Here is a 14,041-nt window from a genome sequence, read left to right on the forward strand (position 1 = left end):
CGCCGCAGCCCTCACGCCCGGACGCACGAGCACGACGGTGTCCGGACCCGCCAGTAGGGTGGGGCCATGGCCCACCATCCCGCGTCCGCGACCCCGCACGACGAGCCCGAGCTGAGCCCGGCGGAGCGCTACGCCCGTGCCCGGGCGGCCCGGCACCACGCCGGCTCCGAGCTCGGCCGGTTCGCCGCACGCGTGGGCTTCCCCCTCGACGACTTCCAACGCCGCGCGTGCGCCGAGGTCGAGGACGGCCACGGCGTCCTCGTCGCGGCGCCCACCGGCGCCGGCAAGACGGTGGTCGGCGAGTTCGCCGTCCACCTGGCCCTGGCCCGCGGCACGAAGGCGTTCTACACCACCCCCATCAAGGCCCTCAGCAACCAGAAGCACGCGGACCTCGCCCGCGTGCACGGCGCGGAGAACGTCGGCCTGCTCACGGGGGACACCTCCGTCAACCCGGACGCGCCCGTCGTCGTGATGACCACCGAGGTGCTGCGCAACATGCTGTACGCGCAGTCGGACACCCTCATCGACCTCGGCTTCGTCGTCATGGACGAGGTCCATTACCTCGCCGACCGGTTCCGGGGCCCGGTGTGGGAGGAGGTCATCATCCACCTGCCCGAGCACGTGCAGCTGATCTCCCTGTCCGCCACGGTGTCCAACGCCGAGGAGTTCGGCGCCTGGCTCGACACGGTCCGGGGCGCCACCACCGTGATCGTCTCCGAACACCGGCCGGTGCCGCTGTGGCAGCACGTCATGGCCGGGGGCCGGCTCTACGACCTGTTCGCCGAGGACATCGCCTTCGAGGACACCGCGGACCGGGACGGGGAGGCCCTGCTCAACCCCGAGCTCAAACGCCTGGGGGAGGAGGCCGAGCGCCGGTTCCAGCGCGCCGATTGGGGTCGGCCCGGGCGGCAGCAGCACCGCGACGGGCGCGGGAGCGTCCCGAAGGGGCGGGCCAGGGGCGGCCGGCGCACGGGCCGCGACGGCGGCCGGGGCCGGACCGGCTCCTCCGCGCTGGACCGGGAGCGGCCGGTCTCCGGTCGGCCGGGCGGTCACGACGGCGGCCAGCGGCGCGGACCGCGGCTGTCCACGTCGCGCCCGGAGATGATCCGGGCCCTGGACCGCGACGGGCTGCTGCCGTGCATCACCTTCATCTTCTCCCGGACCGGCTGCGACGCCGCGGTGGAGCAGTGCCTGCGGGCTGGGCTCGACCTCACCACGGCGCGGGAGAAGGCGCTCGTGGCCGAGCGGGTCGAGGAGGCGGCGCGTCTGCTGCCCGTCGAGGACCTGGAGATCCTCGGGTTCTGGGCGTGGCGGGACGGCCTGTCCCGGGGCTTCGCGGCCCACCACGCCGGCATGCTGCCCCCGTTCAAGGAGGCCGTCGAGGACCTGTTCGCCGCCGGCGCGCTCAAGGCCGTGTTCGCCACGGAGACCCTCGCCCTCGGCATCAACATGCCGGCCCGCTCCGTGGTGATCGAGAAGCTGGTCAAGTTCAACGGCGAGAACCACGTCGACATCACGCCGGGGGAGTACACCCAGCTGACGGGCCGGGCGGGCCGCCGCGGCATCGACGTCGAGGGCCACGCCGTGGTGATGTGGCGTCCCGGGCTGGGCCCGGCCGCCGTCGCGGGCCTGGCCTCGCGCCGCACCTACCCGCTGCGCTCCTCGTTCCGGCCCACCTACAACATGTCCGCGAACCTGCTGGCGCAGGTCGGCGCGGAGCGGGCGCGGGGCATCCTCGAGTCCTCGTTCGCCCAGTTCCAGGCGGACCGCTCCGTGGTGGGGCTGGCCCGCGAAGTCCGCTCGAAGCAGGCCAGCCTCGAGAAGTACGAGGAGGCCATGCAGTGTCACCTCGGCGACTTCGCCGAGTACCTCACCCTGCGCAAGGAGCTCGCGGCCGCGGAGAAGTCCGGCTCGCAGGGGCGCCGTCGGGCCCACCTGGCCGCCGTGAAGGACTCGCTCGCGAACCTCGCGGTCGGGGACGTCGTCGAACTCGACGCCGGCCGCGCGCTCGGGCGGGCCGTCGTCGTGTTCCCCGCCGGCAACCCCCAGAACCCGCGCGTCGGCGTCGTGACGGACAAGGCGCAGCTGCGCCGCATCACGGTGGACGACGTCGCCGGGCCGGTCGAGCCGGTGGCGGGCGCCGCCCTGCCCCAGGTGGTGCAGGTGAAGACGCCCACGCAGCGCAAGGACGTCGCCGCCCTCATGCGCGAGGCCGTGCGCACGGGCCGCCCGCCCACCGGAGGCCGCCGCACGGCGGGCTTCCGCCTCCGGGAGGACCCGGCCGCACCCCGGGTCGAGGAGCTGCGCCGGGCGCTGCGCCGCCACCCGTGCCACGGCTGCCAGGACCGCGAGGAGCACGCCCGCTGGGGCGACCGCTGGTGGGCCATGCGGCGGGAGGTCTCCGTCCTGCGGGAACGCATCGCGGGCCGCACCAACACCATCGCCCGCACGTTCGACCGCGTGGTCGCTCTGCTGCGCGCCTACGGCTACGTCCAGGAGGACGCGTCCTCGCCCCGTGCGGCGCTCACGGAGCGCGGCGAGGCCCTGCGCCGGATCTACGGCGAGCGGGACCTGTTCACCTCCCTAGTGCTGCAGGATCCGGCCACGGACGGCCTGACGCCGGAGGAGTGGGCCGCCGTCGCCGCGCTGCTCGTGTACCAGGGCAAGGGGGAGACCGAGCCCGGACTGGTCCCGATGCCGACCCCCCGGCTCGCACGCGTCGCGGAGGCCGCCGAGCGCATCGAGGAGCGCCTGCGCACGGACGAGGCCCAGGCACGGCTCGAGCCCACGCCCCGGACGGACCCCGGCCTGGTGGCGCCCATGCATCGCTGGGTGCGGGGGGCCACCCTGCGCCGCACCCTCGAGGGCGCGGACCTCGCCGCGGGCGACTTCGTCCGCTGGGCGCGGCAGGTCATCGACGTGCTGGACCAGCTGGCCAACGTCCCCGGGGACGCCCGTCGCAGCCGTGCCTGCCGCCGGGCCGCGGACCTCGTCTCCCGCGGCGTCGTGGCCACCTCGCTGCCGGCGGCCTCGGCGCCCCGCGCGGACGAGGACTGACACGGGCTAGGGTGGGCGGGTGAGCGCACACCTGTTGACCCACGGCATCATCCACTCGACAACGGACCCGTACGCACAGGCGCTGCTGGTCCGGGACGGGGTGATCGCCTGGCTCGGCGCGGACGACTCCGCGGACCGCGTGGCCGACCCGGGTGACGAACGGCGGGACCTCGACGGCGCCGTCGTCGTGCCCGTGTTCGTCGAGCCGCTGGCCCGGCCCGCGGACGCGCGTGACGCGCTCAGCCGCGGCACCGCCGTCGTGACGGTCCTGGCCGGGCCCGAGGACACGGGCGCCGCGCCCGCCGACGAGGACGTCCAGACGGTCGTCTACCGGCACGCGGACCGCGTGGACGCCGAGGCGGCCGGGGTTTGGCTGCCCGTCGGGACCGACACCGACCCCGCCACGCTCACCGGTCTCCTGACGGCCTCGACCCAGGCGGGGGAGCAGGCCTACCTCGTCCCCGACGGCGGTGCGGACGCCGGGCCCGCCGCCCAGGACGTGGCCCTGACCGCCCTGCGCTCGGTCGCGGAGGAACTCGGCACCGCCGCCCTGGGCCGCGTGCGCCATCGGCTCGTGGTCACCCACTCGGTCACCGCCGAGGACCGCGCCTTCCTGGCCGCCGCCGGGGTCAGCGCCACCGTCGTCCCCGACGCGGACGGCGTGCTGCACGCCCCCGTGGCGAGCCTGCTGGCCGACGCCGTCTCCGTGTGCCTGGGCGCCGGCCCGGCCGGGGACCCGTGGGCCGCCGTCCGGTCGGCGCTGTCCCACCCCGACCCGGACGAGCGCATCTCCGCCCGCTCCGCCTTCGCCGCCGCGACCCGCACCCCGCTGCGCGCGCTGCCCGACGCTCCGGCGGCCGGCCTGTCCGTCGCCCCGCGCCTGAGCGTGTCGGCCCCGGCCGTGTTCGGCGTCTGGGACGCGGACGCGGTGGCTGTGCAGTCGCCGGACGGCCGGGTGGCGGCGTGGAGCACGGACACCCGAGCCGGCACCCCGCTGCTGCCGGCCCTCGACGCCGAGACCGCCCTGCCCCGCTGGCGGGCCACCTGGGTGGACGGCCGGATCGCCGCGGAGGACGTGGCCCGCGACGCGCGCGATGGCGCGACGCCGGCCTGAGACCTCCGCTTCCTATACTCGAACGGATGCGATGGCCCGTACGACCGGCGGGCCGCCCCCACGACCCCGGCCGGAAGGCGAGAACCGCACATGCGCGTGCTGACCATCATCCCCACGTACAACGAGATCGAGTCGCTGCCGCTGACCCTCGGCCGACTCCGTGACGCCGTCCCGGAGTCCGACGTTCTCGTGGTGGACGACGCCTCCCCGGACGGCACCGGCGACTGGGCCGACGCCCGCGCCGCCGAGGACCCCTCCGTGCACGTGCTGCACCGCACCACCAAGGACGGCCTGGGCGGCGCCTACATCGCCGGGTTCCGCTGGGGCCTGGAGCGCGGCTACGACGTCCTGGTCGAGATGGACGCGGACGGCTCGCACCAGCCCGAGCAGCTGCCGCGCCTGCTGGAGGCCGTCCGCACCGCGGACCTGGTGATCGGCTCGCGCCGCGTGCCGGGCGGCAAGATGGTGAACTGGCCGACCTCCCGCAAGATGATCTCGTGGGCCGGCTCCCTGTACCCGCGGATCATGCTCGGCCTCAACCTGACGGACATCACGGCGGGCTACCGCGCCTACCGGGCCGACACGCTCCGTGCGATCGACCTGGACGCGATCGAGTCCAAGGGCTACGGGTTCCAGGTGGACATGACCTTCCGCACGGCCCGGCTCGGCAAGCGGATCGTCGAGGTTCCGATCACGTTCGTGGAGCGTGAGCTCGGCGAGTCCAAGATGAGCGGCGGCATCATCGGCGAGGCCGTGGTCAACGTGACCCGCTGGGGCCTGGCCGCGCGCTGGGAGGGCCTGCGCGCCCGCCTCGGACTCTGAGGCGCACAGCCCCCGAACGACGACGGGGCCGGATCCATGGCGGATCCGGCCCCGTCGTGCATGGGGGAGCGGCGGGTCAGGCGTCGACGTCCTCGCCGCGGCTGGCGCGCAGCTTGTTGAGCTGGATCTTGTAGGTCTCCTCCAGCTCCTCGAGGCTGCGGCGCTCGCGCAGCATGTCCCAGTGGGTGCGCACGGGCTTGCCCTCGGTCTCAGCCGGCTTCTCGCCGCTGACGAGGAACGCCTCCTTGCCGGTCTTCGAGGTCCAGGTGGCCGGCACGTCTGCCTCCACGGAGAAGGTCACGAACACCTGCTCGCCGTCCTCCGTGCGGTACTCCACCCGCTGCCGGGCGGCGGGCTCGACACCGGCCTCGGACTCCAGGGACTGCGCGCCCAGGCGCATGCCCCGCAGGCTGCGATCGCTCACGTTTCCTCCTCGTCAGGCCGCGCCGAGGCCCGCGCGGGGGCGCGGGCCGATCGAGGCGCGGCGGGTCGTCCTCACTGATGGAACCATTCAGTGTCCCACAGCATTCCCGTCGGCCTCGCCGGCCGGGCGGGTGCCGGGGGTGCGGCCGGCCGACGGGTCGGGCTCGATCTCCTGCGGCGTGGCCAGGGCCTCGTCGAGCGAGGTCTGCGGCATGTCCTCCGCCGTCACCGCGCCGGCGGTCATCGCGTCCATGACGCCGCTGGCGCGCAGGGCGTCCGCGGTGGTGGGGCGGGACCCACGCGGCCGACGCGCGCGCTCCGGGGTGACGCCGACGTGCTCGGCGCCCGGCTCGCCCGCGCGGTCCCCGGAGTCCCGACGCCGGGGTGCGCGCTCCGGGGTGGGGCGGTCGCCGCCGCCGGGGGCGAACGCCTCACCGAGGCCCTGCAGGGCGCGGGTGAGCTCGGCGGGGACCACGAACATGGTGGTGGCCTGGCCGTCGGCGATCTTGGGCAGGGACTGCAGGTACTGGTAGGCCAGGACCTCGGAGTCGGCGCCGCCGGAGTGGATGGCGTCGAAGACCACCTCGATCGCCTCCGCCTCGGCGTTGGCGCGCAGCACGCGGGCCTGAGCCTCGCCCTCGGCGGAGAGGATCTGGGACTGGCGCTCGCCCTCGGCCGTGAGGATGGCGGCCTGCTTCGTGCCCTCGGCGGTGAGGATGGCGGCGCGGCGGTCGCGCTCGGCGCGCATCTGCTTCTCCATCGAGTCCTGGATGGACATGGGCGGGTCGATGGCCTTGAGCTCCACCCGCGAGACCCGCAGGCCCCAGCGCGTGGTGGCGTCGTCCAGCACGCCGCGCAGCTGGGAGTTGATGGAGTCGCGAGAGGTCAGGGCCTCCTCGAGGTTCATGCCGCCCACGACGTTGCGCAGGGTGGTGGTGGTGAGCTGCTCCACCGCGTGGATGTAGTTGGCGATCTCATAGGTCGCGGCCTTGGCGTCCGTGACCTGGAAGTAGACGACCGTGTCGATGGAGACGACGAGGTTGTCCTCGGTGATCACCGGCTGGGGCGGGAAGGAGACGACCTGCTCGCGCATGTCCACCATCGGGAGCATGCGGTCCACGAACGGGATGATCAGGGTCAGCCCGGCGCCGGCCGTGCGGTTGTACTTGCCGAGGCGTTCGATGTTGGCCGTCCGCGCCTGCGGGATGATCTTGACCGAGGAGGCCACGATCACCGCCGCGAGGACGGCGAGGACGACGAGGACGATGAGGGTTTCCATCGGGGTCCCTTCTTCTGGGGTCGGTGCGGTCGGTGCGGTCGGAACGAGGACGTGGGGCGGCTCAGGCGCCGTCCGCCTTCCAGTCGATGCGGGGGAGCGGGCGGACCACCAGGGTGGCCCCGTCGATGCGCAGGACGGTCACCTCGTCGCCGGGGGCGACGTCGGGCGCCCCGGGCTCGACGCGGGCGGACCAGGTGTCTCCGTCGACGGCGAGCGTGCCGGCGTCGCCGGTGATCGCTCCCTGGGCCGCGACGCGGCGCCCCGGGAGCGTGTCCAGGTAGGAGGCGCCGGCGCCGGTGTCCTTGCGCAGGTGGCGCAGCGCGACGGGGCGCACGGCGGCGAGCATCAGCAGGGCGACGGCGGCGAACGCCGCGAGCTGGAGCGCCAGCGGGCCGCCCACGAGCGCGACCACGCCCGCCGCGCCGGCCCCGGCGGCGATCATCAGGAAGACGAGGTCCAGGGTCAGCAGCTCGACGCCGGCCAGGCCGGCGGCCAGCACCAGCCACAGCCAGCCCGCGTTCGCCTCGATCCACTCCATGCGTGCGCTCCCCTCCGTGTCGGGTGCGCGGACGGGTCTGCCGCGCGTCGACGTGTGATCCCCATCCTGCCCTACGCAGTGCCGCCGGACACAGCGTGTCCCCAGGCGGTCCTGGAAGGAGGGGGCCACCGCCCGGTAATGTGAGCTGCATGACATCTTCACCCGTCGCGGTCTCGCCCCTGCTCCAGCCGATCACCCTGGGCCCCCTCACGCTGCCCAACCGGGTGGTCATGGCCTCGATGCACATGGGACTGGAGGACCGGCACGACGACCTGCCGCAGCTGGCGGCGTTCTACGCGGAGCGGGCACGCGGCGGCGTCGGACTCATCGTCACCGGCGGCCTGGGCGTCGTCCCCGAGGGCACGGTGACGCTGGGCGGGGGGATGCTCGCCAGCGAGGAGGACGCGCGCGCCCATCGCGTCGTCACGGACGCCGTCCACGCAGCCGGGGGCAGGATCCTCGCCCAGCTGCTGCACGCGGGACGCTACGCCCCCAGCCCCGACCTGGTCTCGGCCTCCGCGGTGCGAGCCCCGATCTCGCGGCACACGCCCCGGGAGATGACGGCCGCGGACATCGAGCGGACCGTGAACGCGTTCGCACGCGCGGCCACGTTGGCCCTGGAGGCCGGATACGACGGCGTGGAGATCATGGCCTCGGAGGGCTACCTCCTCAACCAGTTCCTCGCCCCGGCGACGAACCGACGCGCGGACGAGTACGGGGGCGACGCCGAGCGCCGACGCCGGTTCCCGGTCGCGGTGGTCGCGGCCGTGCGCGAGGCGCTGGGGGAGCGCGGCGTGCTCTCGGTGCGCACCTCGGCGGCGGACCTCGTCCCCGACGGGCAGACGCGCGCGGAGATCGCGGACACCGCCCGGGCCTTCGAGGCCGCCGGAGCGGACGTCCTGATGACCGGCATCGGGTGGCACGAGTCGCGTGTGCCGACCATCGTGACCTCCGTGCCGCGCGCCGCGTTCCTCGCCGCCTCGGCTGACCTGACCGCCGCCGTCGACATCCCCGTGATCGCCTCCAACCGGTTGACCACCCCCGCCGAGGCGGAGGAGGCGCTGACGTCCGGGGCCGCCGCGCTCGTCGGGCTGGCCCGGCCCCTGCTGGCGGACCCCGACTGGATGGCCGCGATCGGCGACCCGCGCGCTCGGACCCTGACCCCGTGCATCGCCTGCAACCAGGCCTGCCTCGACCACGTGTTCACCGGGGCCAAGGTCTCGTGCCTGATGAACCCCCGCGCCGGGCGGGAGACGGAGCCGGAGTACGCCGCGCCCGTCCCGGTGGCCCTCGCCCGCCGTCGCCGGATCGCCGTGGTCGGTGCCGGGCCGGCGGGCCTGACGGCCGCGGAGCGTGCGGCCCGGTTCGGGCACGAGGTCACCCTGTTCGACCGGCACGCCGAGCCCGGCGGCCAGTTCCGGCTCGCCCGACGCATCCCCGGCAAGGAGGAGTTCGGTCCCGCGCTGGAGCACCTGGCGGCCCGCGCGGCGGCATCCGGGGTGACGCTCGTGACCGGGGAGGAGGTGTCCGCACAGACACTCCTGACCGACGACGGGCGGCCGGGCTACGACGAGGTGCTCCTCACCACCGGCGTGCGGCCCCGGCCCGTCGCTCTGCCCGGGGCGGGGGAGCCGGGTGCGCCCGCCGTCCATGCGTACGACGACGTGGTCCTGGGCCACGTCGACGTCGGTCCGCGCGTCGCGGTGATCGGCGCCGGCGGCGTGGGCGTGGATGTCGCCGAGGCCCTGGCGGCCGGCACGGAACGGCCGGACGGGACGCCCGAGACGCAGGAGCACTGGCGGGCCCGCTGGGGCGTGGCCCTGACCGCGGAGACGCGGGGCCAGCTGGCGAAGCCGGCCGCGGCCCACCCCGGACGCGAGGTCCACCTGCTCCAGCGCAGCCCCGGACCGATGGGCGTCCGACTGCGCCCCACCACCGGCTGGGTGCACCGCGCCGAGCTGCGGCGGCACGGGGTCCACCTGCACTCCGGTGTGACCTACGAGGGCCTCGGCCCCGACGGCCTGCGCGTGACCGCGCCGTCCCCGGAGGACCCCGAGGCCCGCGGGGCGCTGACCCTGGACGTGACGGACGTCGTCGTGTGCGCCGGGCAGGAGTCCGAGACGGATCTCGTCGAGGACCTGGTGGCTGCGGGCTACGCGCCGGAGGCGGTGCGCCTGATCGGTGGCGCGGCCGAAGCCCGCGAGCTCGACGCCTACCGGGCCATGGACCACGCCGTGCGGGCCGTGCAGGGCTGAGCCGCGCCGCCGGCCGGCGGGCCCTCCCGGGCGGACGACGTCGGGGCTACGGTCGGGGCATGGCTCTCATCTACACCGCACGCCTGGACCCGGACAAGCCCGAATGGATCCGCCGCCGCCTCGTGGCGCAGGGACTGCCCGAGGACGTGGCCGCCGAGAAGGTCGGCTCGTACCGGTTCGACGATCCCACCGGCGAGATCGGCGTCGAGTCGATGCTCGTGCGCGTGGGGGACCGGCTCTACCAGACTGCGTTCGCCTACCGAGGCGACGCACCCGCCGAGGGGGACGTCGTGGCCGAGGTGGAGCACTCCGTCCTGGGACACCGCTGGGTCGTGGACGCCGCCACCGACCCGGACGCGCGCCGTATCCTCGCGGCCGCCGTGCGCGGCGAGATCCCGCAGGCCCGGCTCGAGATGCACGACGAGTCCGGGACCTACCTCGAGACGCGCGCCCCGGATCTCACCCTCCGCGTGATCGGCGCCGATGCGACGGGGGAGCTCGAGGTGCCGGTCGAGCTGTCGGAGACGGGCGAGGCGGACGTCGACGGCCCGCGGTGCCTCATCGCCGAGGGAGACGGTGTGCGGGCCGTCGTCGCGCGTCTTACCTGAGGGGCGGTCCGCGCGGTCAGAGGCCGCGCGGACCCCAGGACCGCAGCCGGTGATGGCTGGTGAGCGACATGTACAGCGCGATGCACCAGCCGAGGACGGTCCACCCGGTGAGCAGGTTCACCCAGAACACCGCCCACACGGTGGAACGGCCACGGACGGCGGCGACGGCCCATGGAGCCAGGTAGCCCGCCGTGGCGATGGCCAGGACGACGGCGATCGTCGCGTGCAGGGGGCGGTCGCGCTGGTCGGTCATGATCGTCATGGGTCCAGGCTACGCGCGAGACCCGCCGCGGAGGGCGCCCTGTCCACCGTTCCGCAGTGCGCCGATAATGTACATTATGTCAACTAGCCCGTCCTTCGCCTCCCCTTCGGACGGTCGCCTGCACGGCACGCGCCACATCGGGACCTGGCCCAGGAGGTCGCGCCGGTCGACGCCGGCGCCGCGTACCGGCGATTCACTCCCCCGGGTCTGTGGACAGCCGGTCCAGCAACGGCAGGACGGCCGCCACCGCCGTCCGGCTCTCATGCCAGAGCCCGTGTCTCAACCGGGAATAGACGGCCTGCTGACTGATCCCGAGTTCGGCCGCCGCCTCTCGTTGACTGGCGCCGGCTTCGACCAGCCGTCCCGCCGCGTGCTGGTCAGCGGACCGGCGCCGTTCCACTGCGGCGACCAGCTGCAGGGTGGCCTCCGCACAGCGCAGATCAGCCTCTCGGCCGGACTCCGAGGCGCGGCCCGGGCGACCTCCGGCCGGCAGCACGAGTCGGCCCGGTGCCCGCCGGGCGCGCCGCCGCTCGGCTGGCGTCAGATACGACAACGCTGAGTCCTTGTCGGAGCCACCCTCGGGATCCAGCATCACCGCCCAGGACCCGGTCCGCACGGCCCACAACGCCAGGCCCACCGCAGCCGCCGCGTCGTCGAGGACGACGGCCAGCTCGCCGTCGTGCGGCGCCGCATCGTCGTCCACCGGGTCGGATTCGTCGCCGAGCCACATCGCCGCGGTCACAGCCGCGTCCGGGCGGGGATCGTCGCGCAGCGCGGTTGCCAGACGCCGCGCGTCCTCAGCCGTGGCGGTGGTCGGTCGGATGAGCACCAGATGTACGGACACCATGCCCAGAGTCTATCTCTGACAAAGGCAATGTCTTGTCGTACGGCACGTTCGCCGAGCCGCCCCCGGCCGTACGATCCGCCTCGACTTCGCGGTGGGCCAGACTGGATGCATGACGTCCTCCCCCACCGCCCGTCGTGTCGTACCCGCCGAGCACCGTGCCCCGCGCGGCGCCCTGCCTGCGCTTGCCGTCGACCTCCTGCTCACCGTCCTCTTCGTGGCTCTGGGCCAGGGGCAGCACTCCACGGAGCGCGGGCCGGTGGGCCTGCTGGTCACGGCGGCGCCGTTCCTCGCGGGTCTCCTGCTCATGACCGGGCTGACCTCCGGACACCGGACCTGGGCCCGCGTGTGGCCCCACGGTGTGATCGTGTGGCTGGGGACCGTCGCCGTCGGGATGGTCCTGCGCGTGGCCTTCGGCCTCGGTGGCGCACCCGTGTCCTTCGTGCTCGTGGCGCTCGGGGTGCTGGGCGTCCTGCTCCTGGGCCGCCGGGCAGTGACCGCCTGGCTGGTGCGCCGCACCCGGAGGTGAGGGCCCGGCGCGCAGCTAGGATCATCGCGGACACCGGACCCGCAGCATCGAGGAAATGAGGACCGCCCGTGGTCACCGCCATCGTCTTGATCAAGACCGACAAATCCAGCATCCCGGAGACCGCCGAGGCCCTCGCTGCGCTCGAAGGGGTCGGGTCGGTCTACTCCGTGACCGGCGCGTGGGACCTGGTGGCGATGGTCAAGGTGCGCCGCTATGAGGACCTCGCCGACGTGATCGCCGACCACCTCTCCAAGGTCGACGGGATCCAGGACACCGAGACCATGCTGGCCTTCCGGACCTACTCGTCTGAGGACCTCGGCGAGGGATGGGCGCTCGGCTTCGACTCCTGAGCGTCCTCTCCACGACGGGCCCCATCTCGCCGGGGAAGGCCCGTCGTCGCACCATCAGGATCTGGAGAAGGCGACCCAGCGGTCCAGGACGTCACGCGCGGCGCCGGAGTCGATCGACTCGGCGGCCCGCGCCATGTTGGCCGCCAGCCGCTCCATCAGCGGCGCGTCCGCGTCGCGGTCCCAGGCCGTCAGGCCCGCGGCCGCGTTGAGGAGGACGGCGTCGCGGATCGGGCCCTTCTCCCCCGCCAGCAGAGCGCGGACGAGGGCCGCATTGTAGGCGCCGTCCCGCCCGGCCAGGGCCTGGACGGGGGCCAGGTCGATGCCCAGCTCCCGGGGATCGAGCTCGTGGGTGCGCACACCGTCCCGGACCTCCATGACGGTCGACGGCCCCGACGTCGTGATCTTGTCCCGGCCGTCCGCCCCGCGGAAGACGAAGCCGCGCACCCCCCGGTCTGCGAGCACCTGCGCGAGCAGCGGGACCATGGCCTCGCTCGAGCAGCCCAGGGCCTGGGCGGTGACCTGGGCCGGATTGCTCAGGGGGCCGAGGAAGTTGAACACGGTGGGCACGCCGAGCTGCTTGCGCACCGGGGCCACGTACTTCATGGACGGGTGGTAGTTCTGGGCGAAGAGGAACGTGATGCCCACGGCCTCGGCGCACTCCTCGGCCTTCCGGGCCGGCATGGACAGGTCCACGCCGAGGGCCTCGATCACGTCGGCCGCGCCGGCGGTGGACGAGGCGCCGCGGTTCCCGTGCTTGACGATCCGCGCGCCCGCACCGGCGGCCACGAGCGAGGACATCGTGGAGAGGTTCACGGTCCCCAGGCGGTCGCCGCCCGTGCCCACGACGTCGAGGGTCTCCCCCGGCACGTGCACCGGGTTCGCCGCCTGGACCATCGCCTCGGTCAGGCCGCGCAGCTCCGGCACCGTCACCCCCTTGGCGGCCAGGGCGAGGAGGAATCCCCCCACCTGCCCCTCGGTGGCGTCGCCGGCCATCATCTCCCCCATGGCCCACGCGGCGACGTCGTCGCTGAGGTCCTCACCGAGGGTGAGGGCGCGGAAGACCTCCGGCCAGGAGGTCCCCAGGACTGCTGCGGTGTTCTCGGGGGTGCTCACGCACTGAGCCTAGCGGCCCGGCCGCACCCGGGACCGCGCCATGTCATGCGCCGCGCACCGCGAACCTGAACATCCCCTGGACGCCAGCCTCCGACTGACACTGAAACCCCCCGACGGTGCTGACGACCTGTCCTGCGACACGGTAAGTTCGATTTACCGCCCGGGCGGTGTTTGGGGCCATAATGGCTGGGTGACCACAGCTAACCCCACTCTCCATCAGCCCACCACGGGGCTCCCGAGCCGGCCGAACATGGTGCAGGTCGGGACCATGGTGTGGCTTGCCAGCGAGCTCATGTTCTTCGGTGGGCTCTTCGCCATGTACTTCACCCTGCGCTCCACGTCTCCGGAGCTCTGGGCCGAGCACACCGCGATCCTCAACGTCCCGCTCGCCGCGGTGAACACGACGATCCTGGTGCTCTCCTCCGTCACCGCCCAGTTCGGCGTCCTCGCCGCCGAGCGCCTTCAGCCCCGCCGCACCGGCGGCTTCCTGCAGTTCGGGAAGTGGGGCATGGTCGAGTGGTTCATCCTGACCTTCATCATGGGCTCGATCTTCGTGGCGGTGCAGTCCTACGAGTACGCGGTTCTCGTCTCCGAGGGTGTGACCGTCGCGGCGAACGCGTACGGCTCGGCGTTCTACATCACCACCGGCTTCCACGCCATCCACGTGACCGGCGGCCTGATCGCGTTCCTCTTCATCATCGGCCGCGCCTACATGGCCCGCCGCTTCGGCCACCACGAGGCGACGTCGGCGATCGTCGTGTCCTACTACTGGCACTTCGTGGACGTCGTCTGGATCGCCCTGTTCTTCATCGTCTACTTCCTGAAGTAAGACGACCCCCACTCACCG

Annotated in this window: 14 protein-coding genes; 8 read left to right on the forward strand and 6 right to left on the reverse strand. The window is 73.8% G+C overall.

Going from position 1 to position 14,041, the window contains the following annotated elements; genetic code table 11:
* The first annotated feature begins 66 nt into the window (after nt 1-66).
* The 3 genes from ACTSKS_RS03635 (at nt 67) to ACTSKS_RS03645 (ending at nt 4,993) form a co-directional block, all read left to right on the forward strand.
* A complete protein-coding gene (locus ACTSKS_RS03635; protein WP_250161810.1) occupies nt 67-3,057 on the forward strand; it encodes a DEAD/DEAH box helicase in 2,991 nt (996 codons plus the stop codon).
* Between the two features lie 19 nt (nt 3,058-3,076).
* Complete coding sequence (locus tag ACTSKS_RS03640) at nt 3,077-4,171, forward strand: hypothetical protein (RefSeq protein ID WP_036384777.1); 1,095 nt, start codon at nt 3,077-3,079, stop codon at nt 4,169-4,171.
* 90 nt (nt 4,172-4,261) lie between these two features.
* Nucleotides 4,262-4,993 (forward strand): polyprenol monophosphomannose synthase, encoded by a 732-nt coding sequence (locus ACTSKS_RS03645; protein WP_036315073.1) that lies wholly within the window; start codon nt 4,262-4,264, stop codon nt 4,991-4,993.
* A 76-nt stretch (nt 4,994-5,069) separates the two neighbouring features.
* On the opposite strand, the gene ACTSKS_RS03650 is transcribed toward ACTSKS_RS03645, so the two are convergent.
* The 3 genes from ACTSKS_RS03650 to ACTSKS_RS03660 form a co-directional block, all read right to left on the reverse strand.
* On the reverse strand, nt 5,070-5,417 hold the full coding sequence (locus ACTSKS_RS03650; RefSeq protein WP_012750883.1) for an RNA polymerase-binding protein RbpA: 348 nt from the start codon (nt 5,415-5,417) through the stop codon (nt 5,070-5,072).
* A gap of 87 nt (nt 5,418-5,504) precedes the next feature.
* Entirely contained in the window at nt 5,505-6,695 is a 1,191-nt protein-coding gene (locus ACTSKS_RS03655) for an SPFH domain-containing protein (protein WP_442927299.1), read from the reverse strand.
* A gap of 61 nt (nt 6,696-6,756) precedes the next feature.
* Nucleotides 6,757-7,233 carry an NfeD family protein gene (locus tag ACTSKS_RS03660; RefSeq protein WP_317676451.1) on the reverse strand — a complete coding sequence of 159 codons (477 nt, stop codon included), beginning with the start codon at nt 7,231-7,233 and terminating at the stop codon, nt 6,757-6,759.
* A 149-nt stretch (nt 7,234-7,382) separates the two neighbouring features.
* Here ACTSKS_RS03660 and ACTSKS_RS03665 point away from each other — a divergent pair, with 149 nt between their 5' ends.
* Nucleotides 7,383-9,488: an oxidoreductase gene (locus ACTSKS_RS03665; protein WP_442927300.1), complete on the forward strand. Its 2,106-nt coding sequence runs from the start codon at nt 7,383-7,385 to the stop codon at nt 9,486-9,488.
* Between the two features lie 59 nt (nt 9,489-9,547).
* Nucleotides 9,548-10,096, forward strand: a complete 549-nt coding sequence (locus tag ACTSKS_RS03670) for a maltokinase N-terminal cap-like domain-containing protein (RefSeq protein WP_317676449.1) — start codon at nt 9,548-9,550, stop codon at nt 10,094-10,096.
* A 16-nt stretch (nt 10,097-10,112) separates the two neighbouring features.
* Here the strand turns inward: ACTSKS_RS03670 and ACTSKS_RS03675 are convergent, their stop codons facing one another.
* Both ACTSKS_RS03675 and ACTSKS_RS03680 read right to left on the reverse strand, forming a co-directional pair.
* Nucleotides 10,113-10,358: a superinfection immunity protein gene (locus ACTSKS_RS03675; RefSeq protein ID WP_317676448.1), complete on the reverse strand. Its 246-nt coding sequence runs from the start codon at nt 10,356-10,358 to the stop codon at nt 10,113-10,115.
* 193 nt (nt 10,359-10,551) lie between these two features.
* Nucleotides 10,552-11,205: a hypothetical protein gene (locus ACTSKS_RS03680; RefSeq protein WP_010078646.1), complete on the reverse strand. Its 654-nt coding sequence runs from the start codon at nt 11,203-11,205 to the stop codon at nt 10,552-10,554.
* A 109-nt stretch (nt 11,206-11,314) separates the two neighbouring features.
* Between ACTSKS_RS03680 and ACTSKS_RS03685 the strand changes: the two genes are divergently transcribed.
* Together ACTSKS_RS03685 and ACTSKS_RS03690 are read left to right on the forward strand one after the other, a co-directional pair.
* Nucleotides 11,315-11,731, forward strand: a complete 417-nt coding sequence (locus ACTSKS_RS03685; protein ID WP_036384761.1) for a DUF3054 domain-containing protein — start codon at nt 11,315-11,317, stop codon at nt 11,729-11,731.
* Between the two features lie 68 nt (nt 11,732-11,799).
* The gene (locus ACTSKS_RS03690; protein ID WP_036384759.1) at nt 11,800-12,081 is read left to right on the forward strand and encodes an Lrp/AsnC family transcriptional regulator; all 282 of its coding nucleotides are present in this window, start codon (nt 11,800-11,802) and stop codon (nt 12,079-12,081) included.
* A 54-nt stretch (nt 12,082-12,135) separates the two neighbouring features.
* Here ACTSKS_RS03690 and trpD read toward each other — a convergent pair whose 3' ends face one another.
* Nucleotides 12,136-13,194, reverse strand: coding sequence for an anthranilate phosphoribosyltransferase (trpD, locus tag ACTSKS_RS03695; protein WP_036384758.1), 1,059 nt, complete (start codon nt 13,192-13,194; stop codon nt 12,136-12,138).
* A 190-nt stretch (nt 13,195-13,384) separates the two neighbouring features.
* On the opposite strand from trpD, the gene ctaE reads away from it, so the two are divergent.
* Entirely contained in the window at nt 13,385-14,023 is a 639-nt protein-coding gene (gene ctaE / locus ACTSKS_RS03700) for an aa3-type cytochrome oxidase subunit III (RefSeq protein ID WP_428842618.1), read from the forward strand.
* The last annotated feature ends 18 nt before the right edge of the window (nt 14,024-14,041 follow it).

The organism is Micrococcus sp. TCR-5 (genome assembly GCF_052220525.1).
Taxonomy (GTDB): Bacteria; Actinomycetota; Actinomycetes; order Actinomycetales; family Micrococcaceae; genus Micrococcus; species Micrococcus luteus.

Excerpts from the sequence above, each read along its gene's own strand:
- ACTSKS_RS03660 (WP_317676451.1), bottom strand. The coding sequence starts at position 7,233 with ATGGAGTGGATCGAGGCGAACGCGGGCTGGCTGTGGCTGGTGCTGGCC.
- ACTSKS_RS03685 (WP_036384761.1), top strand. The coding sequence starts at position 11,315 with ATGACGTCCTCCCCCACCGCCCGTCGTGTCGTACCCGCCGAGCACCGT.
- ACTSKS_RS03665 (WP_442927300.1), top strand. The coding sequence starts at position 7,383 with ATGACATCTTCACCCGTCGCGGTCTCGCCCCTGCTCCAGCCGATCACC.
- ACTSKS_RS03670 (WP_317676449.1), top strand. The coding sequence starts at position 9,548 with ATGGCTCTCATCTACACCGCACGCCTGGACCCGGACAAGCCCGAATGG.
- ACTSKS_RS03680 (WP_010078646.1), bottom strand. The coding sequence starts at position 11,205 with ATGGTGTCCGTACATCTGGTGCTCATCCGACCGACCACCGCCACGGCT.
- ACTSKS_RS03655 (WP_442927299.1), bottom strand. The coding sequence starts at position 6,695 with ATGGAAACCCTCATCGTCCTCGTCGTCCTCGCCGTCCTCGCGGCGGTG.
- ACTSKS_RS03635 (WP_250161810.1), top strand. The coding sequence starts at position 67 with ATGGCCCACCATCCCGCGTCCGCGACCCCGCACGACGAGCCCGAGCTG.
- ACTSKS_RS03675 (WP_317676448.1), bottom strand. The coding sequence starts at position 10,358 with ATGACGATCATGACCGACCAGCGCGACCGCCCCCTGCACGCGACGATC.
- ACTSKS_RS03645 (WP_036315073.1), top strand. The coding sequence starts at position 4,262 with ATGCGCGTGCTGACCATCATCCCCACGTACAACGAGATCGAGTCGCTG.